The organism is Bacillus sp. ISL-35, from assembly GCF_018613355.1.
Taxonomy (GTDB): domain Bacteria; phylum Bacillota; class Bacilli; order Bacillales; family Cytobacillaceae; genus Mesobacillus.
On record NZ_JAGGQK010000007.1, the window covers coordinates 290059 to 311986 of the forward strand.

At 44.8% G+C, this 21928-nt stretch carries 18 protein-coding genes and 1 pseudogene; 6 read left to right on the plus strand and 13 right to left on the minus strand.

Annotated features, from left to right (window positions below):
• Positions 1-206: 206 nt before the first annotated feature.
• Together J7E38_RS12835 and J7E38_RS12840 are read right to left on the minus strand one after the other, a co-directional pair.
• On the minus strand, positions 207-860 hold the full coding sequence (locus tag J7E38_RS12835; protein ID WP_214707924.1) for a DUF4352 domain-containing protein: 654 nt from the start codon (positions 858-860) through the stop codon (positions 207-209).
• A gap of 17 nt (positions 861-877) precedes the next feature.
• The gene (locus J7E38_RS12840) at positions 878-1462 is read right to left on the minus strand and encodes a vWA domain-containing protein (protein WP_214707926.1); all 585 of its coding nucleotides are present in this window, start codon (positions 1460-1462) and stop codon (positions 878-880) included.
• A 96-nt stretch (positions 1463-1558) separates the two neighbouring features.
• Here J7E38_RS12840 and J7E38_RS12845 point away from each other — a divergent pair, with 96 nt between their 5' ends.
• Positions 1559-2056 carry a hypothetical protein gene (locus J7E38_RS12845; RefSeq protein ID WP_214707928.1) on the plus strand — a complete coding sequence of 166 codons (498 nt, stop codon included), beginning with the start codon at positions 1559-1561 and terminating at the stop codon, positions 2054-2056.
• 111 nt (positions 2057-2167) lie between these two features.
• Here the strand turns inward: J7E38_RS12845 and J7E38_RS12850 are convergent, their stop codons facing one another.
• Positions 2168-2350: a DUF3896 family protein gene (locus J7E38_RS12850; protein ID WP_214707930.1), complete on the minus strand. Its 183-nt coding sequence runs from the start codon at positions 2348-2350 to the stop codon at positions 2168-2170.
• Between the two features lie 321 nt (positions 2351-2671).
• Between J7E38_RS12850 and J7E38_RS12855 the strand changes: the two genes are divergently transcribed.
• On the plus strand, positions 2672-4117 hold the full coding sequence (locus J7E38_RS12855; protein WP_214707932.1) for a DEAD/DEAH box helicase: 1446 nt from the start codon (positions 2672-2674) through the stop codon (positions 4115-4117).
• A 60-nt stretch (positions 4118-4177) separates the two neighbouring features.
• Here J7E38_RS12855 and J7E38_RS12860 read toward each other — a convergent pair whose 3' ends face one another.
• The 3 genes from J7E38_RS12860 to J7E38_RS12870 all read right to left on the minus strand — a co-directional run bounded on the left by J7E38_RS12860 (position 4178) and on the right by J7E38_RS12870 (position 6341).
• On the minus strand, positions 4178-5044 hold the full coding sequence (locus J7E38_RS12860; RefSeq protein WP_483297171.1) for a TRM11 family SAM-dependent methyltransferase: 867 nt from the start codon (positions 5042-5044) through the stop codon (positions 4178-4180).
• A 149-nt stretch (positions 5045-5193) separates the two neighbouring features.
• Complete coding sequence (locus J7E38_RS12865) at positions 5194-5385, minus strand: hypothetical protein (RefSeq protein ID WP_214707936.1); 192 nt, start codon at positions 5383-5385, stop codon at positions 5194-5196.
• A gap of 86 nt (positions 5386-5471) precedes the next feature.
• Positions 5472-6341: a cation diffusion facilitator family transporter gene (locus J7E38_RS12870; protein WP_214707938.1), complete on the minus strand. Its 870-nt coding sequence runs from the start codon at positions 6339-6341 to the stop codon at positions 5472-5474.
• Between the two features lie 262 nt (positions 6342-6603).
• On the opposite strand from J7E38_RS12870, the gene J7E38_RS12875 reads away from it, so the two are divergent.
• Positions 6604-8466: an LTA synthase family protein gene (locus J7E38_RS12875; RefSeq protein ID WP_214707940.1), complete on the plus strand. Its 1863-nt coding sequence runs from the start codon at positions 6604-6606 to the stop codon at positions 8464-8466.
• A 677-nt stretch (positions 8467-9143) separates the two neighbouring features.
• Here J7E38_RS12875 and rnjA read toward each other — a convergent pair.
• From rnjA to J7E38_RS24480, 3 genes and pseudogenes are all read right to left on the minus strand, one after another.
• Positions 9144-10808, minus strand: coding sequence for a ribonuclease J1 (rnjA, locus tag J7E38_RS12880; RefSeq protein ID WP_214707942.1), 1665 nt, complete (start codon positions 10806-10808; stop codon positions 9144-9146).
• A gap of 295 nt (positions 10809-11103) precedes the next feature.
• A complete protein-coding gene (locus J7E38_RS24475) occupies positions 11104-11595 on the minus strand; it encodes a methyl-accepting chemotaxis protein (RefSeq protein ID WP_483297172.1) in 492 nt (163 codons plus the stop codon).
• 36 nt (positions 11596-11631) lie between these two features.
• Positions 11632-12024 (minus strand): annotated as a pseudogene (locus J7E38_RS24480) (PAS domain-containing protein); the annotation flags it as partial.
• Positions 12025-12194: 170 nt separating this feature from the next.
• Between J7E38_RS24480 and J7E38_RS12890 the strand changes: the two are divergent.
• Positions 12195-12758, plus strand: coding sequence for a glycerol-3-phosphate responsive antiterminator (locus tag J7E38_RS12890; protein WP_285291730.1), 564 nt, complete (start codon positions 12195-12197; stop codon positions 12756-12758).
• A gap of 141 nt (positions 12759-12899) precedes the next feature.
• Positions 12900-14555 (plus strand): glycerol-3-phosphate dehydrogenase/oxidase, encoded by a 1656-nt coding sequence (locus J7E38_RS12895; RefSeq protein WP_214707947.1) that lies wholly within the window; start codon positions 12900-12902, stop codon positions 14553-14555.
• A gap of 215 nt (positions 14556-14770) precedes the next feature.
• On the opposite strand, the gene J7E38_RS12900 is transcribed toward J7E38_RS12895, so the two are convergent.
• Positions 14771-15217 (minus strand): DUF4385 domain-containing protein, encoded by a 447-nt coding sequence (locus tag J7E38_RS12900; RefSeq protein WP_214707949.1) that lies wholly within the window; start codon positions 15215-15217, stop codon positions 14771-14773.
• A 113-nt stretch (positions 15218-15330) separates the two neighbouring features.
• Here J7E38_RS12900 and J7E38_RS12905 point away from each other — a divergent pair, with 113 nt between their 5' ends.
• The gene (locus J7E38_RS12905; RefSeq protein ID WP_214707951.1) at positions 15331-15822 is read left to right on the plus strand and encodes a hypothetical protein; all 492 of its coding nucleotides are present in this window, start codon (positions 15331-15333) and stop codon (positions 15820-15822) included.
• A gap of 71 nt (positions 15823-15893) precedes the next feature.
• Here the strand turns inward: J7E38_RS12905 and J7E38_RS12910 are convergent, their stop codons facing one another.
• From J7E38_RS12910 to J7E38_RS12920, 3 genes are all read right to left on the minus strand, one after another.
• Entirely contained in the window at positions 15894-17393 is a 1500-nt protein-coding gene (locus J7E38_RS12910; protein WP_214707953.1) for an amidase, read from the minus strand.
• Between the two features lie 663 nt (positions 17394-18056).
• A complete protein-coding gene (locus J7E38_RS12915) occupies positions 18057-20666 on the minus strand; it encodes a carboxypeptidase-like regulatory domain-containing protein (protein WP_214707955.1) in 2610 nt (869 codons plus the stop codon).
• Between the two features lie 260 nt (positions 20667-20926).
• Positions 20927-21763, minus strand: a complete 837-nt coding sequence (locus J7E38_RS12920) for a P-loop NTPase family protein (RefSeq protein WP_215038518.1) — start codon at positions 21761-21763, stop codon at positions 20927-20929.
• Positions 21764-21928 lie beyond the last annotated feature (165 nt).

The following is a 21928-nucleotide window of genomic DNA, read 5'->3' on the forward strand; positions in this document are numbered from 1 at the left end:
CCAGAATGGACATGGACCTTATACTTTTAATTTACAGGGTGAATATGTCAGTAAAATGTCAGGTAAAAAAAAGATTTAAAAATATTTGGCAAGCTAAAAGTGGACGGGAAGATTGATTTCAGCCTGCACATTTTGCTGTTTTAGAGCTTCTTTCATGTCCGGAAGATGTCAGAATCAAAAACCCGGAAAGTCTCCGGGTTCTGACTTTACTTCAGCTGCACTTTCTCGTCGCCTACCTCGATGAACCATTTACCTGCCGCAAAACTTTCCTTTGATACTTCAAATACTTTTGTATCTGTAACGGTGATTCCAGGGTTCAGGTCGCTCGCAATCTTGGCATTGTCTACATTTGTCTCGATCGCGTAATTGGAAGATGCATCGATGTCTGCGTCATACTCTGTTCCTTCTTCATCCACCAGGATGACAGCAGGATAATCAAACATTCCGACAGGTTTTTTTGAAGTGTTCTTGATTTTATATTGGATCGCTACGAATGTGCCGCCTTCGGATACTGCCTTGTTTACGAACTCATTGCCAACCTGGTCTTTTTCCTCAAATTTCGTTACTGTGATCTCCACTTTATCCGCTGGCACAGCTTCTCCCACTTTAAATACTTTTTCTTCTTTTGCCGGGGCTGCTGCTGTAGTTGTTGAAGTGCCGTCTGCCTGACTCGCTTCCTCTTTCCCGCTCCCAAGTGCTGAACTGATGATTCCAAACAAAATCAATATGCCTATGAAACTAATAATCTTATGCCTTCCGAAAAAGCTGCGCTGGTCTTTGCCGCAATGAGGGCATTTCTTCACACCTTTGGCGATTTCCTTTCCGCAAGTCTTGCAGTTACCCAAATTATTGTTTGTCATGATCATACCTCCTGATTCTATTTCATCCTTTTTTCAGTAATTGATTCTGAAACCATTTCATACATCATTTCAACGCCTTTTTCAGAGGCTTCGAAGTTAAAAGAGTTCTCAAGATTGATTCCAAGACTCTCAGCTTCACTGGCAACATCGATATTGGCACCCATGAAAATGAACTCCCAGCCATACTTTTCCTGCTGGTGCTGGATCAGTTCCTTCACTTTTCCATATGTGAACTCCCTGCTCGCGTTCTCCATTCCGTCTGTGGTGATGACGAAGATGATTTTGCCAGGCCTGCGGTCTTCCGAGGTCTTTGCCAGCCGGTAGCCGACGTCCAGGATGGTTTTCCCCACTGCATCCAGCAGCGCAGTTGTACCGCGGACAAAGTACTCTTCTTCTGTCAGCTTTGCATGCCTGGCGTCAATTCCATTCCAAAGGACCTCATATTCATCATCAAAGAGCACGGTTGTCAGGATGGTTTCGCCAGCAAGCTCCGACTGTTTTTTCACGAAAGCATTGAAGCCGCCTACCGTGTCGCTTTCAAGCCCAGCCATTGAACCGCTGCGGTCGAGCAAAAAAATGATTTCTGTTAAATTCTTGTTCATGTCTATCATCCTCCTAAGCTGAATCTGATATAATCATATCTAGATTCATCCATATATTGGTCGCCTGTTAAGCGACATTTTAAGGAGGCTGGCCACATGCTGGATCACCGGATTTTGGAAGAACTGCAGCAGTATATTGAAGAGAACATGATTTACGTTGTTTGTGAAAAGTCAATGGGTCCCATTGAGGATTATGTCCTCGAAAGCATTTCTCCGCTGGAAATTGAAAGTTTCATTCAGCAGAAACGGAAGCCGACATTGCAAAAGGTGCTGTTTGGCTTCATTGATAAAAAAGGGTCCACCGACGCAGAGGTTTATAAAAAGGCGGGAATTGACCGGAGGCTCTTTTCGAAAATCCGCTCAAACCCTGATTACAGGCCAAGCAAGAATACAGTGATCGCCCTTGCGCTGGGACTGGAATTGAGCAAAAAAGAAACCGACAAGCTGTTAAGCTCTGCCGGCTACTCTTTGTCGGACAGCGAAACCTCCGACCTTGTCATTCAATTTTGCATTGAAAGAAATATTTATGACATCCACCAGGTCAATTATGCACTGGATTATTTCAGCCAGAAGCCATTGGGCGGAGTACTATGAGAAAGCGTCAGCCCCGAGAAGCGCTGAACTAGATTTGGCTCGATGTGGAAATTATACTTTCTTACCTTATAAAAATAGCCTGGAGGAAATCCACCTTCAGGCTTACTTTTTTTAATGAATGGCAGTTCCGCGCTCAAAATGGTTCATGCAGGTCAGTTCGATAATATAATCGTAGTTTGCAATTGCTCTTTTCAGCTCGTCTTTTTCATCTATAGACAGGTTTGGATTCTGCATCTTATTCGCCAGCTGCATCTGCAATGCTTCTAAATGGGATTTGATTTCTTGATAGTTCATGTCCAACACCCTTTCACAAAAATGAAATCGTTTTCTTTCTTGTTTTTATTATATCTCGATAACCTCTTTGGGTATCGGTGGGTTTATTGATAATTTGTGAAACTTTTTATTTTACACGTAACTTCAGATTTTTTTTCAAAAAAGCTTCATCAGCAAATCGAAGGAGCACAATTTGTTCGAAGGCTTCCCTTTCTCAAATTTAAGTCGATTAGTCTCGCGTTTGAAGTATAATGAATACTATTCAGTTTATGCATATGATGATTCTTTGCGAGAATCCTAAATATAAATAAGTGGAATAATAAAATAAAAAGAGGTTTTTACATGAGTAACAGAAGTTTTGACGATTACAACTTAAGCGACGAAATTAAACGCGCCCTTTCAGTGTTGAAATATGAATCGCCAACAGAGGTTCAGGAAGAAGTCATTCCGTTAGCATTGGAAAAGCAAGACCTTGTCGTAAAATCCCAGACAGGAAGCGGCAAAACAGCCTCCTTCGGCATTCCTATTTGTAATTTGATTGATTGGGAGGAAAAAAATCCGCAAGCGTTGATTCTCACGCCAACCAGGGAACTGGCCGTACAGGTTCGTGAAGACATTACGAATATTGGCAGGTTTAAAAGAATCAAAGCAATGGCCGTTTATGGGAAGGAACCTTTTGCAAAACAAAAAGAGGAATTGAAGCAAAAAACACATGTTGTTGTTGGTACACCAGGACGCGTCATCGATCATATCGAAAGAGGAACACTTGTATTGGATGAAATCAAGTACCTGATCATAGATGAAGCGGATGAAATGCTGAATATGGGTTTTATCAATGATGTGGAATCGATTATTGAAGACCTTCCATTAGACAGAGTAACGATGGTGTTTTCTGCGACATTGCCTAAGGATGTTGAAAATCTTTGTCACAAATATATGAAAGATCCGGTCAATATTGAAATTGCTTCTACTGGAGTTACAACGAATACGATAGACCATATGCTGCTGGAAGTGAAAGAAGAAGATAAGATCTCACTCCTTAAAGACATTACCGTTGTTGAAAACCCAGATAGCTGCATTATTTTTTGCCGAACGAAGGAAAATGTTGATACAGTGTTTGCACAGCTTGAGGATGCCAATTATTCCTGCGAAAGACTTCATGGCGGATTAGAACAGGAAGACCGTTTCGCCGTAATGAATGGCTTCAAGATGGGGAATTTCCGTTATCTAGTGGCGACCGATGTTGCTGCGCGCGGGATTGACGTGGATAACGTTTCGCTTGTCATCAATTACGACGTTCCGATGGAAAAGGAAGGCTATGTCCACCGTACAGGCCGAACTGGACGCGCTGGCAACAAAGGAACAGCGATTACCTTTGCTACACCTTATGAAGAAAAATTCATCAAGGCTATCGAACGATACATTGGCTTTGAAATTCCTGTAGCAGAAGCTCCGAGCAGGCAGGAAGTTACAAGAAACCTGGCTGCATTCGATGAAAAAATCAGCGGGCGCCGTGTCGTGAAAAATAACAAGACAGCCCGCATCAACCAGGGAATCATGAAGCTTCATTTTAGCGGCGGGAAAAAGAAGAAGCTCCGCGCCGTCGACTTCGTTGGAACGATCGCGAAAATCCCTGGGGTATCAGCAGACGATATCGGCATCATCACGATCCACGATACCATGTCCTATGTAGATATCCTGAACGGAAAAGGTTCGCTTGTCATTCAGGCAATGGAGAATGCAACGATCAAAGGAAAGAAGCTTAGAGTCAGCAAGGCCATTAAGTAAGAAATTAGAAAGGACGATTATGCCAGCCATAATCGTCCTTCATTTATCCTATAGCGTTAATCATTTCTCACAAACAATCACTTCGCGTGTGAAATTCCCCTTTTTCACGACACAGCGATCAACAATTTCAAATCCGGCATTTCCGATGATCGAGTCGATTGGTTCAATCGTGACGATGACTACTTTTTCAGCAAATCCGTATGTGCTTTTCAGCATTTCGAGCTGCTCTTCGGATGTGATGACCGAGCACAGATTGTACGGCATATCAATAATTGCGACGTCATAGTTCCCAGTGACCTTTCGGATATCCTTAAACTCCACTTCCGTTGCATAGCCAAAATGCGCGATGTTCTCCCTTGTTCCAGGCAGTATGAGCGGATTGATATCACTTGCCACGATGTCGATCCCCATCGACAATGCTTCCACCACTACCGTTCCAATTCCGCAGCATGGATCGATCGCTTTAACTTCAGCTGGATCAGGAACTGCGATATTGGCGACGGCTCTTGCGACACGAGTGCCTAATGAAGTTGAGTAGCTATGCGGCTTCTGTTGATGGTTCAGCCAGACCGGTTCACTGCTGTGGTATTCACCAAATGCCCAACGCCCGTTTACATGCACGATCCCAAACAGCACATCTGGATTCACAAGCTCCGGCTCTCCGGGAATTTGCAAACCTACTTCCCGTTCAATACGGCGCCTCTCTTCAAAATTCACCTTATCAGGACCTGTCACTTTTACATACATCACTTTAAAAGTAGAGCCATTCAATTCTATCTTTCTCACTTGCTCGATTAGGTCCTCTAATTGCTCACCTTCAAGGATGACATCCATACGTCCCCTCATAAACGGACTTCGGCTTGGATCGATTTTCAATGTGCTCTCCAGGACGCTGGATTCTGTATCCTCCCCAAAAAACGAGCGCATTTCCAGTGCGCACAACTCTTTTTCTTCATCTGGAAAAGCGTAATTATATATATAAGACTTAGGCTTAAAGTTTGTGGATTTCAATAATTTCCCAACCCTTTCGTTCCATGTCATATAACTTACCTTCTGGAACTCGAAATAAAAATGACTTACCCCTTGGGCAAGTCAAGTGCTTGGTATGCGAGCTGATACTTTCCGCCCTCAGCTACTTCAGCATGATACAAAGCCTTAAGGGCGAAGTTTTTCTCCAGTTCATGTTCTTTTATCAAACTGGATAAGCGCGTTTGCAGTTCTGGATTATCCTTAATCAACTGTTTCATCTGAGATTTTACAAACTTCATCTATTTTTACCTGTACCCTTCAAAATCTAATAGTCCGTCTAAGTATAGCATTAACAAGTCCATAGTCTTTCATAACTTTTTCTTTATCAATCCGGCTCCACATGCACATGGACGTCATAAATATCGAATTCTTCCATCAGCTTCTCTTCGACCCTTGTGGAAATATCATGTGCGGTGCTGATATCAAGCGCCGGGTTCACGGTAATCACACAGTCGACGACGATGTTATTGCCGTAGCTTCGTGCCTTTAGGTCATTAATTCCTTTCACACCAGGAATATTGCAGATGGTTTGTTTATATTCTTTAATTAGGTCTACATCAAAGCCATCAGTAAGCTGGTGGGATGCTTCGCGGAAAATGTCCCAGCCTGTTTTCAGGATCAACCCGCCAACGATGACGGCAGTTACAGGGTCGAGCCAGGGCAAGCCGAACTGGGACCCGATGATGCCGACTGCAGTTCCGATACTTACCCACGAATCGGACAGGTTATCTTTAGCCGCGGCCATGACCGAGTGGCTTTTTATTTTGCGTGCTAGGTTTCGATTATAACGAAAGACGGTATACATCACTAGTGCTGAAAACAGGCCTGTCCAGGCGGCAATCAGATCCGGCGCTTCCCTGGTTCCTTCGAAAACTGAGGTGAAGGCACTGATTAAAACTTCGACGCCGACAAGTATCATGATAAAGGATGCGACCATCGACGCGACCATTTCCGATTTCCAGTGGCCGTAAAGATGATCCTCATCCGCCGGCTTTTGTGACAGCCTGAGTCCAATCAGGACAGATACTGAAGCTAAAATATCAGTCGTATTATTCAATCCATCCGCCTTCAATGCTTCTGAACCGCTGATATAGCCAACGAATAATTTTAAAGCGGACAGCAATATGTATGCAGCGATACTTATGATCGCACCGCGTTCGCCTTGTTTTAAATTGGTATAACGTTGTTCATTCAATGGACCAGCCTCCAATCAACTGCTAAAACATTTTAACAATCAGAAAGCGAGTGAGTCTATAGAAACCTTTTTACCTTTGTCCACGTATATAATATGCGGGCAAAAAAGTTTACTTAAGCAAACTAACACATTTTACCATGAACAATAGCTCCAACTCCACAGTACAATAGCTATCGGAGAATAATGCGACTTTGGTACAGCTACAAATCTATTTACGTTTGTGGTAAAATGTAAGCTTCAATAGATTCCTAGGAGGGATTCCATGGGGAAAAATAAGAACAAAATCTCCATTAGTTTCGTCATGATCGCCATTGTCTTATTATGGCTTAAAACCTACGCTGTTTATAAATTCAATTTTGATATAGATATTGAAAATAAAATGCAGGAATTCATCCTGTTCATCAATCCATTAAGCTTCCTGATGTTCGTGCTGGGGCTCGGGATTTTCATGGCAGGCACGAAGCAGAAGATCTTTGTCGTCGCGACAAGCTTCATCACTTCCTTCGTTCTGTACGCCAATGTCGTTTATTATCGTGAATTCAGCGATTTTATCACGATCCCGTTGCTTACACAGACAAGCAATATGGGTGATTTGAAGAGCAGTGTCGGAGAGTTGATCGGTTGGGGCGACATCATTTATTTTGCGGATGCCCTGCTGATTCTGGCACTGTCCTTTGTAAAAACGCCGAAGATTACGTTCAAAAAGTACAAAAGCGTTTATGCTGCTGCTTTTTACTTCAGTGCGATCGGCCTGGCATTTTTTAACCTTGGCCTTTCCGAATCAGAGCGTCCTGAATTATTGACTCGTACTTTTGACAGAGAAATCCTTGTGAAAAATATCGGGACTTACAATCACCATATTTACGATGCCTATTTGCAAACAAAGACGACAGCACAAAGAGCTCTGGCAGATGGCAACCAGTTGACCGAAATCGAAAACTACACAAGGGCTCAATACACTGAACCTTCTAAGGAATTGTTTGGCGCGGCCAAGGGCAAGAACATCATTGTCATCTCAATGGAATCTACACAGAACTTCGTCATCGGCGAGAAGGTGAACGGCCAGGAAATCACGCCATTCCTGAATGATTTCATCAAAGACAGCTATTACTTTGATAACTTTTACCATCAGACAGCACAGGGTAAAACATCCGATTCAGAGTTCCTGTTAGAAAACTCGTTATATCCGCTCGGCCGTGGTGCAGTATTCTTCACGCACTCGGGGAACGAATATATGTCACTCGCTGAAAAGCTGAAAGAGAATTCATATTACACAGCGAAGCTTCACGCCAACAACAAGAGCTTCTGGAACCGAGATGTCATGTACAACAACTTCGGTTATGACCGTTTCTACTCATTGCCGGATTATGAAGTGAACGAAGAAAATTCAGTAGGCTGGGGCATGAAGGACATGGATTTCTTTGACCAGTCTGTTGAACACTTGAAAGAAATGCCGAAACCGTTTTTCGCAAAGTTCATCACGCTGACAAACCACTTCCCATTCGAATTGGATGAAGAAGATAAGTTCATCGATGAGTATGATTCAAACAGCGGTACCTTGAACCGTTACTTCCCGACCGTCCGCTATACTGATGAAGCACTGAAGCAATTCATCGAGAAATTGAAGGCTGAAGGACTTTACGACGATTCAATCATCGTGATTTACGGTGACCACTATGGTATTTCTGAAAACCATAACAAGGCAATGTCACAATATCTCGGAAAAGAAATCACGCCTTTTGTGTCAACACAATTGCAGCGTGTACCGTTGATCATCCACATTCCGGGTCAGGAAGGCAAGACAATCTCAACTGTAAGTGGCCAGATCGACCTTCGCCCTACGCTATTGAGCCTTGCCGGCATTGATACGAAGCAGGATATCGAGTTCGGCGGAGACTTATTCTCCAAAAACCAGGACAATTTCGTAGTCCTGAGAGACGGAAGCTTCATCACTGAAGATCTCGTCTACACGAAAGGCACATGCTACGATAAAGCAACAGAAGAGCCTACAGACACGGCAAGCTGTGAACCCTATATCGAGACCGCCAAAGATGAACTGAGCTACTCTGACCAGATTATTTACGGCGATCTGCTTCGCTTTTATGGCAAGCAGGAAGAAGAATAAAACACGTAACCCCACTGATTTTTCAGTGGGGTTTTTTTGTGGGTTTTGCTTTGGGTGTGGGGCTTGGACATGATTGTGAGTTGGTACCCGCGTTTTGTCCGAACCTGGGGTGACTTCGGACACTTTCTCGAGTTGGTGTACTCGTTTTGTCCGAACCTGGGGCGACTTCGGACAATTCTTCGAGTTCGTGGCCGCGTTTTGTCCGAACCTGGAGCGACTTCGGACACTTTTTCGAGTTGGTGTACTCGTTTTGTCCGAACCTGGGGTGACTTCGGACATTTCTTCGAGTTCAAGGCCACATTTTGTCCGAACCTGGGGTGACTTCAGACAATTCTTCGAGTTCGCAACCGCGTTTTGTCCGAACTTGGGGTAACTTCGGACACTTTCTCGGGTTGGTGTACCCGTTTTGTCCAAACCTGGGGGGACTTCGGACATTTCTTCGAGTTCAAGGCCACATTTTGTCCGAACTTGGGGTGACTTCGGACACTTTCTCGAGTTGGTCCACCCGTTTTGTCTGAACCTGGGGTGACTTCGGACATTTCTTGGAGTTCCTCGTAGCATTTTGTTCGAACCTGGGATGGATTCAGACAATTATTCAAAGTCGTCGCCGTGTTTTGTCCGAACCTTCCATTGCTGCAACACAAAAAAAACGACCCATAAAGGATCGTTCTCTCGCATTATACTTCCATGATTATTGGCAGGATCATTGGTCTTCTGCCTGTCTTGCTGTAAAGGAATGGGTTGACGACGTCGATGACTGCTTTTTTGATGCTGGACCAGTCTCTTGTGCCGCCTGCCAGTTCGGTTACAATTTTATCGGTAATTAGTTCTTCGACATTTTTCATTAGATCGCCTGATTCCCTGACGTAGACGAATCCTCTCGTGACAACGGTCGGTTTGTTGACAAGCTGCTTTTTATCACGGTCGATCATCATCGTAACAATGACCAGTCCGTCTTGAGACAGCACCCTTCTGTCTTTTAACACGATGTGCCCGATATCGCCTATCCCGCTGCCATCGACATATACAGGCTGTGCCGGGACCTTTCCTGCAACCTGACCGCCATCAGCAGACAACTCAAGAACATCGCCATTATCTAAAATAAAGCTGTTTTCCCGAGGGATGCCGCACTGCTCTGCCAATCTGACGTGCTGGTCCAGCATGCGGTATTCACCGTGAATCGGAATGAAGAACTTCGGATTCAGCAGCTTGATCATTAGCTTCTGTTCTTCCTGCTTGCCATGGCCAGAAGTATGGACCTCGCTGATTTTATGGTGGATGACATCAGCGCCGATTCGGTGCAGCTTGTCAATCACCCGGTTAACGCTGATTGTGTTGCCAGGAATCGGTGAGGATGAAAAGACAATCGTGTCTCCAGGTATAACGGAGATTTGCCTGTGTGTGCCGTTTGCGATTCTCGCAAGTGCGGCCATTGGTTCACCCTGGCTTCCCGTACAGATAATCGTCAGCTGGTTACTTGGAACCTGGTTGATTTCATTGACACTGACGAACGCTTCGTCCGGTGCCGTAATATACCCTAATCTGCGGCCAATCTCGAATGTCTTCTCCATGCTGCGCCCGACAATTGCCATTTTGCGGTTGTATCTCAGGGAAGATTTCACAACCTGCTGTACTCGGTCAATATTCGATGCGAACGTGGCGAAAATCACACGGCCGTCCACTGTCTGGAAAATATCCTCGATTGCTTCGCCGACACGCTGCTCAGAGACAGAAAAGCCTGGCTGCTCACTGTTCGTACTGTCTGAAAGCAGGCACAGCACGCCTTCACCGCTGATTTCAGCGATTTTTTGAAAATCAGTGCCCCTTCCAACCGGAGTTAAATCAAATTTGAAGTCACCAGTGTGGACGATATTCCCCTCCGGAGTCGTCACCACGACACCGAATGAGTCGGCAATACTGTGCGTCGTCCGGAAAAAGCGAACCTTGATATTCTGGAACTCGACGACCGTATCATTGTCGATCTGGTGGAACTTGACGCCCTTGATTTTATGTTCCTGAAGCTTTGACTTGATTAGCTCGACTGCAAAATCACCGCCGTAAATCGGTGCTTTCACATCCTGCAGCAAAAACGGCAATCCGCCAATATGGTCTTCATGGCCGTGCGTGACGAAAATTCCAACCAGCTTGTCCTGGTTTTGTTTCAAATAAGTATAATCCGCTAGCACATAATCAATTCCGAACAATTCGTTATCCGGGAACTTGATTCCGCAATCCACAAGGACCATTTCATTTTTGTATTCGATTACGTACGTATTTTTTCCGATCTCACCAAGACCGCCCAAAGCGAAAATCTTGAGATCCTTTTTCAATTTCTTTTCCATAGTTCAGCTCCTGTTTCTTTGTGCAAATGTATTTATCAATTCCCATGGGAATCATATTATAAAAAGAATAGTGAAGAAATTGGTTGGAGAAAATAGGGGGTTGAATTCTTAAAATATATCACAAATTAAGCGTTTCAACAAATAATGCTCATCCCTTTTCCTATTGAGACGAGTATTATAGGGGAAAAGTTGCCGAGTGGACTGATTATTTTTCAAAATTGTGGGGCAGTATCTCCGTTTACTCCTTCTCCAACAAAAAACACCGCAACCGAATTGGCAGCGGTGTCCCTTGTCATTACAATATTTCTTTAAATGTTCTGGCCTGCTGGTCCAATTCACGGGCGGCACTGCCGATTTCCTTGAATGCGGCCACTGCCTGTTCATTAAGCTTCTGGTTATTGGTAATGCCATTTCGTGATTGCTGGGTTGCTTCGTTAATTTTTGTGATTTCGCCTGTTATCCCTTCGATATGGTTATTGACCTCCTGGATTGAATCCTGGACTCGGGTGGCGAGCTTCCTGACTTCTCCCGCTACGACATTGAAGCCCCTTCCATGTTCACCAGCTCTTGCCGCTTCGATGGCTGCGTTCAGGGCAAGCAGGTTGGTTTGTGCGGCAATTTCGCGGATCGTCTGGACGATACTTCCGATCGATTTTGCCTCGGATTTCAGCGACTCGAGGATCTCCTGGCTTTCCTTCGATTCCTTCACCAGTCTGCTGGCGGCCGTTGCTGCTTCTTCACTTCTCGTAATGCCCATTTCTGCCCGGCTGCTGAGGTCTTCAGACATCTGCTGGAGCTGTTCTGCAAGTCTGTTTGTATTCAGTTCACGCTGCGTTATGTCTGTGGCCACCTTCACAACGCCAGCTACTTTCCCTGCAGAATCGTACACCGGCGTATAGGTCGCTTCCAGCCACAACAGCTTCCCCCTCTTGGTGATTCGCTGGATCTTTTCCTGAAAGCTTTTGCCGTTGCGGAGGTTTCTCCATAATTCTGCATATCCCCGGCTTTCTGCAAAATCGGCGGTACAAAACTGTTTATGCAAAAGTCCCGGCATTTCTTCCACTCGATAGCCCATCGTCTTCGCAAAATTTTCATTCGCCCAAAGAACTTTTCCATTTGGATCGAACTGGATCATCGCCAAAGACCTTTCAATCGCAGCCAGGACGGCGTCTTCCTCAAAAACCTGTGTACTCTTCTTTCGCGTGCTAATCTGCATGTTTTCTCCTCATTATCTTCTATTTAATGTATTTGGTACTATCGTACTAGTACGATTGCTTTTGCACAAATATGAGTATGCTATTTTGTGTATAATTTTGCTGACACATGGAAACTCCCGAATGTCTCATGTTAAGATAGTTGATAATCTTTGTTAAGGAAGGGATTCCTTTGAATCAAAAAATCTTGCCCGCGTCTTCAAATATGAAAGAGTTTGAGCAGTTCCTTGAAAGCCCGTTTGAAATTGGCGTCATGCTTGAAGTTCATGTCGCCCAATTAAAAAATATCAATGCCATGGCGAAACAGCATGACAAAAAAATGATCTATCATGTCGATATGATCCAGGGACTGAAGAGTGATGATTATTCGACCGAATATCTTTGCCAGGAGTACAAACCATACGGCCTGATTTCCACTAAGACGAGTGTCATTTTAAAGGCAAAGCAAAAAGGCGTGGTCGCTGTGCAAAGGGTATTTCTGATTGATTCACATGCTCTTGAGAAAAGCTATAAACTTATTGAAAAAACCAGGCCCGACTTTATTGAAGTTTTACCGGGAGCCATGCCCTGGATGATCCAAGAGGTCAAGGAACGCGTCAATATTCCCATTTTTGCCGGCGGATTGATCAGAACTCCCGAAGAGGTAAAAAACGCACTCAATGCCGGCGCCACGGCAATCACTACATCCAAAAGGGAATTATGGGAAATTACCCAATTTCAAGAATCCGACACATGAAAATCTCATGTATCTGTGATACAATGATTACAAGTTAATAAATCGGGTAGGAGAACTGGAGAGACCACGATAACATTACGGCTTTTGGCGATAATGTTGTTTGTGGTCTCTCTTTTTTTCATATTCAAGGAGGCGTATCGTATGAGATTCTCAAATCTCGACCGTAAAAATATAGTGACGAAGCTTAAAAATGAGGCATTTGATGTAATTGTGATTGGCGGCGGAATTACCGGTGCCGGAATCGCGCTGGATGCCACAACACGAGGCATGAATATCGCCCTGCTGGAAATGCAGGATTTTGCAGCAGGCACATCAAGCCGCTCCACAAAGCTGGTGCACGGCGGCCTCCGTTATTTAAAGCAATTCGAAGTGAAAATGGTCGCCGAAGTCGGAAAAGAACGGGCTATTGTCTATGAAAATGGCCCCCACGTCACGACACCGGAGTGGATGCTTCTCCCCTTCCATAAGGGCGGAACATTCGGCAGCTTCAGTACGTCAATCGGACTTAGAGTCTATGACTTTTTGGCAGGCGTCAAAAAGTCCGAACGCCGGAAAATGTTCAGCGCAGCCGAAACACTTTCTAGGGAACCACTTGTGAAAAAGGAAGGTTTGAAGGGTGGCGGCTATTATGTTGAATACCGTACCGATGATGCCCGCCTGACGATTGAGGTTATGAAGCAGGCTGTTTCGAAAGGTGCGACGGCTTTGAACTATTCCAAAGTTAAAAACCTTATTTATAAGAATGGGATTGTGTCGGGTGTTCTTGTCGAGGATCTTTTAACAGGAGAAGCATACGAAGTACATGCCAAAAAAGTCGTCAATGCAACCGGCCCATGGGTGGATGGCATCCGTGAAATGGATGATTCGAAAAAAGGCAAAACGCTGAAGCTGTCAAAAGGTGTCCATATCGTCATCGATCAATCACGCTTCCCGCTCAAGCAGGCGATCTATTTTGACACACTGGACGGCCGGATGGTCTTCGCGATTCCTCGCGACGGCAAAACCTATGTCGGCACAACCGATACTTTTTACAATGAAGATCCTATTGACCCGGGCATGACGGAAGAAGACAGAAGCTATCTGCTGAAGGCAATTCACTACATGTTCCCGGAAGTGAATGTGACGGAAAAGGATGTAGAATCCAGCTGGGCAGGCGTTAGGCCGCTGATTCATGAGGAAGGCAAGGCACCTTCTGAAATTTCCAGAAAGGATGAAATCTGGGAATCCGATTCTAAACTGATTACGATTGCAGGCGGAAAATTGACCGGCTACCGTAAAATGGCCGAAACAATTGTCGACCTGCTTGCTGAAAAATTCGCGAAAGAAGACGGACGCAGCTTCCCTGGATGCCAGACGAAGAATCTGCCGATATCCGGTGGAGATGTGGGCGGTTCTGCTAACCTCGATTCTTTTGTGGATAAACAGCTTGATGAAGGCCTGCGAGCTGGTTTTACAAAAGAAGAAGCCCGTCGTCTAGCCTACCAGTATGGTTCCAACGTTTCCGTTGTGTTCCAGCTTGCTTCTGCACATAAGGAGGAAGCAGACAAATATGGTTTGCCACTGGAGCTATTCGCAAAGCTGATTTATGCAATCCAGTTTGAAGCCGCAGCCACGCCAATCGACTTCTTCAACAGGCGGACAGGCGCGATTTTGTTCGATATTCAAACCGTACGTCAATACAAGGAAAATGTGATTAACTTCATGCATGACCAGTTTAACTGGACCGAGCAGCAAACGGAAGCCTATGCTTTGCAATTGGATGCAGCCCTGACCGAGGCTGTCACTCCGGTAAAATAAACGATTGAACCCTGATCCGTGATAGAGATCAGGGTTCTTTTCAACTGGGAAAAATGAGTGGTTTTTTCCAGTTCGCCAATAAAAATTGATTTTCGCCAATAAAGTTGTGAACTTCGCCAACAAAATCAGATTTTCGCCAATAAAATTGTGAACTCCGCCAATAAATTTATATTTTCGCCAATAAGTCATCTACTCAGGTTAGATTATTAGGTTTTTCATCCATATTTTCGCTGGTGCTCCTTTTTCATCTCAAGATACTCTTGATCCGTTCTGGCCTGTTTCCATTTTCCCATGAAGATTGCGGCGGACTCGGCCTTCACTGGATCGTTTTGCCGCTCTTTCACCTTGCCGTCGTCATCATATTTCCTGCCGCCCTTATAATTCGTGTACCGGCGGGCGCGGGTGTAGCCCATTTGCAGGAATTTCCTCGCCATATCCATGCCGACAAAATCGTTATTCGCCTTGTAATCCAGGAACATCTGATAGATTTTTTCTGATGATTCCGTTGCGATGTCCGGGGTTTTGAATCGCCAGTGCGGCAGGATTTCACTTTTATAGGGTTCTACCAGCAGGACGCCCTGTTCCCCCCTGCCCACACGATATAGTTCTGGCTGCTCACGGAAATCAATGCTGTCAAAATCGAGGTCATAATTGAAAGGCATGTTACCATTCCTTTTTATTGGCTGTTTACCCTTTTATTCAGCACAGTAACAAGCACAGTTTTGGGCTGGCCGAATAGACTATAGGCATGAGTACGATGAGCGGGGTGAGATGATTGGTTAAGTACCAGCCTTTCAGCGGAACAGTAAGTATGATCAATGATTTTTCGATTACGCCATCAGGCGAAGACGCAGGATGTTATCGATTGATGTCAGTTATCGATGGAACGGGAAGGCAAGTGAATTTTGTGATCGAACCGAGGACTTACTTTGTCGATCAGGCGATGGTGGGTATTGGTGACCGGGTGACAGGCTATTATGATGCCGATGCGCCGGTTCCGATGATTTACCCGCCTCAATACCGGGCGCTTGTCATGGTAAAAGAAACACCTGGCCAGAATGTGAAAGTCGATTTTTTCAACAGGCAGCTGATCAGCAGCGATGGCATGTTGAAGCTGAATCTGTCCCCCGGGATACCGATTTTATTGGAAAATGGTCAGAGGTTTACAAAGAGTCCTGCAAATAGGAACCTGATTGTGGTTTACGGTCCCTCCACGTTCAGCATCCCGGCACAAACCACGCCATACAGGATCATTGTTTTATGCTAAAAGAGGCAGCCGAGTGGCTGCCTCTTTTTCAGTATTGCCAATGGTTTGAGCCTATTTATTCAAACGTTTGATTAACAATCCCATAATGGGTTTTTCCTGACATCCTGCCACATTTCTGATTGCTCCAATTCTCCCGCCAGCTGGAAAAGCAAATCCTCTCTTCCCCTAGCTGCCATCACCTGCACTCCAACTGGCAGTCCATCTTTTGTTTGGTGCAATGGCAGTGACATGGATGGCTGTCCTGTAAGATTGGCGAGCTGCGTGAATGGTGTGCGCGCCAAATTCTTTTGGGCAATTTGATCAACGATTCCCGCCTTTTTCAAAACACCGCCGAGGCCAAGCTTGCCGACAGTGCTGATCAGAAATTTTTCAGACGATGACGGTTCCAGTTCTCCGATTTTTGCCGGCGGATGGGCAGTTGTCGGTGTGATGTAAAAATCATAGGTTTCATGGAAGGTTTCCATCATGAGTGCTGCCCTATCCCATTCTCTTAAACTTAAAACGAATTCCTCTGCAGAAGTTGCTTTGCCAAGCAGGCCGAGCAGCCAGGTCGTTGGCTCGACATCCGAGGCAGTCGCTTTTCGTCCAAGCACTTCTTCTAATGATGTTAAAAGCGCAGCCGTCTCCCCGAAGTACATGGTCAAATAGCTTGTCGCGATTTTATGGCCACCAACAGGCGCTTCCACCTCTTCAATCTGGTGCCCCATCGATTCGAGCAGCCGAACCGTTTTGAGGACAGCCTCCTGACAATCAGCGTCAACCTCCGTCTCGATTGGCGATTTTACTGAATAAGCAATCCGGAGCTTTTTTCCGATTGGAGTGCTTGCCGCTGAAAGATAGCTTCCCTCAAAAGGAGGAGCAGAGAATGCACCGGCTTTTTCATGTCCATGAAGTGCATCCAGCATGGCCGCACTGTCCCTGACTGAACGGGTAAGCACATGTTCCGCCGAAGCGCCCTGCCATGCCCGGCCGTAATTCGGTCCAACCGGTGTCCGGCCGCGGGTTGGCTTCAGTCCGAATAACCCACAGTAGGCTGCCGGGATCCGAATCGATCCTCCGCCATCATTGGCGCCGGCAATCGGAACCAATCCTGAAGCAACTGCTGCTGCAGAACCTCCACTTGAACCGCCAGGAGTGTGTTCGAGATTCCACGGGTTTCGAGTCGGTCCATAATGGGCAGGCTCCGTCACTGCGACCAATGCGAATTCAGGTACATTGGTCTGTCCGAGAAAAACCACGCCAGCCTGGCGCAGGCGTCTAGCATATTCGGAATCTTCTTTTGCCCGATATTTTAAAAATGCCCTGGAACCTGCTGTGATCGGTTCCCCTGCTATCTCCTGCGAGATATCCTTCAGAAACATCGGTACCCCTGCAAAAGCGCCTGTCAGTTGCTGCCCAGCAGCCTTTCGTGCCTGCTCGTACATCTTATTAATCACGGCATTCATTTTCGGATTCAGTGAATCCGTTAACCGGATCGCTTCCTCAACCAGTTCAATAGGCTGAACCTCTTTCCTTTTTACCAGATCCGCTAGACCAAGCCCGTCATAGTCTTTGTAATTGAAACCCTCCATCGCCCTCACCACCGTCTATTTTTTATCTACTTTCTCTAAAAATATTAAAATTCCTCTTTTGTTATGCCTAAGAGCCTATGCTTCTGCAAACTATGTTTCCAGAACTCTTATTGGTGACCTGTTTTCCCTGTTTCTGGATTTCCAGGGTTCCAATACGACTCATTGGCTACCCGTTTCTCCAGATACTGGATTCCAAGTGTACCAATACGCCTTATTGGTGCCTACTTTCTCCAGAAACTGGATTTTCCGTGCTCCAATACGCTTCATTGGTGACCTGTTTCTCCATATTCTGGATTTAAAGTGGACCAATACGCGTCATTGGTGCCTGCTTTTTCCAGATACTGGTTTTTTCGTGCTCCAATACGTCTCATTGGTGACTCGTTTCTCCAGATTCTGGATTTCAAGGGTACCAATACGCGTCATTGGTGCCTATATTCTCCAGATAATGGATTTTTCGTGCTCCAATCTGCTCTATTGGTGACCTGTTTTCCCTGTTTCTGGTTTTTTTGGTCACCAATACACTCTGTTGGTAACCTATTTTTCCGTAATTTGGTTTTTTCAGTAACCAATACGCTCCCCTCCCAACGATTAGTCACGTCAACCAAACACCAGCTGAACAATAAAAAAACCTACTCCCTGAGGAATAGGCTCATCGAAATAATTTTACGGCTCTTGCCAGCCGTCGTGCAGGTTCAGGCTCAGGGACTCAACTTCCTGACCATCAACATAGATTTTGTCTTCAAGGATCGTAAATGGTTGGTCAAAGTTAAACCAGCCAATTTGGTAATCAGCTACCTGTAAAACTTTGTATTCGCCATCTGGAAGTCGTCCATTAAAGGAGCCTTCATAGACATAGCTATCTGTTACCCAATCTCCATCCATTGTACTAATCGTAACAATACCTTCTGTTACCGGATTCTGGCCATTGTACAAGGTGCCTTTTAGACTAACTGCAGGTACGGCAATATCCAGGCTTTCGGCCGGTTCTCCATTGATATATAGTTTTCCGGAAACTACGCTAAATTCTAGGCCGGCATTAAAGGATGTGCCATCTTCAAGGCCGATATCTAACACTCTGTATTCCCCATCCGGCATGCGCAGCTGGAAGTTTCCGCTGTCAATCCAGGTCCAGGCATAGAGAGGGTTTTCCTCATTGTTAAGTTCTATAACTGTCATGCTTCCAAATACAGGTGTTCCTTGATCAGTGAGTGTACCTGTTACAGAAATTGGAGGAACCAGAATATCCAGCTGATCCTTCTTTTCTCCATTTATATACAGTTCTCCTGATTCTACGGTAAAAATGGAGCTTGGACTAAACGATGTGCCATCAAATAGATAGACGCTTCCCACGGCATACTCTCCGTCTGGGAGACGGAATTTGAAAACTCCTTCTTCATTTGTCATGCTCCAGGCCTCTAAAGGCATATCTGCTTCGTTCATTTGCGTGACATATAATTCACCCATTAGCGGAGTTCCTGATTCGGAAAGAGTTCCTGTCACAGTGACGGATGGAAGATTGACCTCCAGTACTTCCTGCAGCTCTCCACCGACATACAGTTTTCCGTCCTGAATTGAAAATGCAAGATTCACAGGGGCGCTTGTTCCTTCCAAATAAACCTCTCTAATATGATAATTTCCATCAGGTAAGCGCATCGTGAATGTTCCATCAGAATTGATATTTTTCCAGACATGTACACTATAGTCCTCAGATGCTACCACTAAATCACCATAGACAACCGGATTCTCTCCGTCTTTCACCAATCCATGGAGGCTGACTGGAGGAATTTCCAGCTCAAGAAAGGATTGTTGCTGTCCATTTACATACAGCTTACCGTTACTGATTTCAAAGTCTGTGGCAAATGGCACTCCTTCTCCTTCCTCGAATAAGTAACCATATGTTACCCGGTAGCTGCCATCCTTCAAGCGCATGGAATAAATTCCATTCTCGTCTGTCATGGCATAATACGATTCATAATTGCCATCCTGAGAAAGAGTTTCTACGGCAACCTCACCCTGCAGAGAAACACCGTCCTCGACTAACTTCCCTGAAAAAGTGACCGGCGGCAATTGGATGTTCAGCGAGGATACAAATTGTCCATCCTGAACCATCTTCCCATCCTTGATTTCAAAAGAAACGTTCACCATGGTGGATCGGTATGGTTCATCAATCGTGAAAATAGTGTAATGCCCGTCTGCCAGACGGTATGCGAAATTGCCTTTGGAGTCAACAGGAGTTCCAAAGCCAAATTCATCCCCTTCAATAATGACGTAGGAATTAGCAACCGGCTTCTTTCCATCAGTCACGGTCCCTTTTACATTCAGGTCAGGAACCACTATATGAAAAGAAGAAACTTCTTCTCCTTCAATGTAAATATCTCCATCTACCACTTCAAAAGTTAACTGGTTCCAGGCAGAATAGGTTGCATGGTCAACACCGACCGAATAGATCCCATCTTCCAGTTTTCTTAAAGAGAATTCACCCTTTTTATTCGCAGTAACAAACTCTATGAATTCACTGTCGTATTCTTCACCCAAAACTCGTTTTTCCAAAATAATAGATGCTTCGGCTAACGGTTTCGCTGAATCACCGACTTTACCATGATGAGCCTTGACTGGAAGGGTAATTTCCAGGTTCGATTGTGCTTCCCCGTCGAGTTGGACCACTCCGTCTACAACGGTATATTGCTTGGTATAGCGATAGAACCCGCTGGCTTCTTCCACACCATATAAATAGTATATGCCATCAGGCAGGTATGCAGAGAAGCTGCCGTTGTTCTTCGAAGAAACCACATAGATTTCTTCATCATATTCACCGTATCTGGCGAGGATTAAGTCAGCCTTCAATCCTTTGTCGCCTTCTTTGAGTACGCCGCTAAAATTGCTGGCTTCAGACGATGGCTTTTTCTTTTTCTGTTTATCTGAAAGATGAATTGCACCATCTTTATTCCCTTTGATTTTTCCTTCTTTTATTGCAAAACTTTCATTTGTACTAAACCACTCATTCTTGCTCTTGATCGCTTTAACTGTGTAAGTTCCATCAGCTAATTTTGCCTTGAATGCACCGGACGCATCAGTTGCAGTAAACATACGGTCGGATTTCCCTTTTTCCTGCAGGATGACCAGACTGTTTTTTAAAGATTTCCCGTTCTCCTTAATCGAACCCTTGACTGTTGAGTTGATCTCCTCTTTCTTTGGCGCAGCACTGACATTCCCAAGAGCTGCTGACATGACAAAAACCAGCGATAACAGCAAAAACACTACCTTTTTGGCCATTCATCTTCCCCCACTCATATAATAGAAAAATTAGAGAAATCTACTTTTTCCAGATAATTGTATTCGATTTAATTCTCCATTTACCTCGTACTTTTTACCTAAGAAAAATATTTTTATTTCGACATGATTCCCCTTGATTCTGACTCTACTTCCTCATCCAAAGAATCTCATAGAAATCAAACTATGATTCCCTACCTTATTTCGTCCTGCTAAAAAAAGCCTGATCCAATAATTGAATCAGGCTCCTGCTTATAATTTGTTTATCCTTCTAGTATTTCTTCCAAGTTACCCCGATGCTTCTCAAAATCAAACTGGGAATTGTTCAGGATGTACGCAGGCATGGTCAGGTTTTTAAGAATCCTAGACTCGAGTTCCTGTCTTGCTTTAAGGACATTAATGGTGCCTTCCAGCCCACTTAAACTATTTACGAGCCCGTATCCTTGAGATGTATAGTAATGGACAAACCCATTGAACCAGTCATTAGAACGTTCGCTTACTGCCTTTCGGAAGGATTTCTCTATGTCTTCCTGCTTTACGTAGACTAACAATGGATTTAGAGCCTCAACTGCCTGTGCGAGTTTTTTGACATAATCAATGGTTGCTTCATCAGCAGCTCCATACTTAACCATGCCCATGGTCACAGGGTTTTGGATAAAACAGCATTCAAAAATATAGACTTTTTCTTCCTCAGCAGCTTGTTTTCCAAACTCTTCCCAGCTTTCCGAAATGATTGCGATATTTTCTTCCAACGGAAGTTCATATACATCGTTTTCGGAAATAGCCGCGAACAGTTCATCTGGAAAACCGTCACCTAGTTCATTTTTGATTTTCATATATGGCAGCAGATGACGGCTCCTCTTGACGGTTACCTCATCCTGAAAAACTTTGCTGAGACTGTCGCTCTTTTTAAGAAGTTCTTCAAATTCTTCTTCTGTAAAATAAGCAACTCCCTCATAATCTGCCGGATGATCGAGGTTCCCTTCCATGAAAAGCTCAGCAGGTACCTGATTCTCGATGAGGAGTTCGTGGATCAATTTCGCGGTAGTCGACTTGCCCGACCCTGGAAGGCCTTCTACTAAAATTAATTTAGTCTTCATTTCTTACACTCCTATAAATCAATTCTCACGATAATTCTCCACTGAAAGCATGTTTTCCTGTTTTGAGATAATAAAAACCACCCGTGAGAACGGGTGGTTTTCTCTGCGGCTGAAAGCCTTTGTTACTGACCAAACCCTAAAGGACTACTGAAAGGTTCGCCAATT

Excerpts from the sequence above, each read along its gene's own strand:
- J7E38_RS12875 (WP_214707940.1), top strand. The coding sequence starts at position 6,604 with ATGGGGAAAAATAAGAACAAAATCTCCATTAGTTTCGTCATGATCGCC.
- J7E38_RS12840 (WP_214707926.1), bottom strand. The coding sequence starts at position 1,462 with ATGAACAAGAATTTAACAGAAATCATTTTTTTGCTCGACCGCAGCGGT.
- J7E38_RS12910 (WP_214707953.1), bottom strand. The coding sequence starts at position 17,393 with ATGGAGGGTTTCAATTACAAAGACTATGACGGGCTTGGTCTAGCGGAT.
- J7E38_RS12895 (WP_214707947.1), top strand. The coding sequence starts at position 12,900 with ATGAGATTCTCAAATCTCGACCGTAAAAATATAGTGACGAAGCTTAAA.
- J7E38_RS24475 (WP_483297172.1), bottom strand. The coding sequence starts at position 11,595 with ATGTCTGAAGACCTCAGCAGCCGGGCAGAAATGGGCATTACGAGAAGT.
- J7E38_RS12845 (WP_214707928.1), top strand. The coding sequence starts at position 1,559 with ATGCTGGATCACCGGATTTTGGAAGAACTGCAGCAGTATATTGAAGAG.
- J7E38_RS12835 (WP_214707924.1), bottom strand. The coding sequence starts at position 860 with ATGACAAACAATAATTTGGGTAACTGCAAGACTTGCGGAAAGGAAATC.
- J7E38_RS12850 (WP_214707930.1), bottom strand. The coding sequence starts at position 2,350 with ATGAACTATCAAGAAATCAAATCCCATTTAGAAGCATTGCAGATGCAG.
- J7E38_RS12915 (WP_214707955.1), bottom strand. The coding sequence starts at position 20,666 with ATGGCCAAAAAGGTAGTGTTTTTGCTGTTATCGCTGGTTTTTGTCATG.
- J7E38_RS12900 (WP_214707949.1), bottom strand. The coding sequence starts at position 15,217 with ATGCCTTTCAATTATGACCTCGATTTTGACAGCATTGATTTCCGTGAG.
- J7E38_RS12865 (WP_214707936.1), bottom strand. The coding sequence starts at position 5,385 with ATGAAGTTTGTAAAATCTCAGATGAAACAGTTGATTAAGGATAATCCA.
- J7E38_RS12920 (WP_215038518.1), bottom strand. The coding sequence starts at position 21,763 with ATGAAGACTAAATTAATTTTAGTAGAAGGCCTTCCAGGGTCGGGCAAG.
- J7E38_RS12855 (WP_214707932.1), top strand. The coding sequence starts at position 2,672 with ATGAGTAACAGAAGTTTTGACGATTACAACTTAAGCGACGAAATTAAA.
- rnjA (WP_214707942.1), bottom strand. The coding sequence starts at position 10,808 with ATGGAAAAGAAATTGAAAAAGGATCTCAAGATTTTCGCTTTGGGCGGT.
- J7E38_RS12860 (WP_483297171.1), bottom strand. The coding sequence starts at position 5,044 with ATGCGCTCGTTTTTTGGGGAGGATACAGAATCCAGCGTCCTGGAGAGC.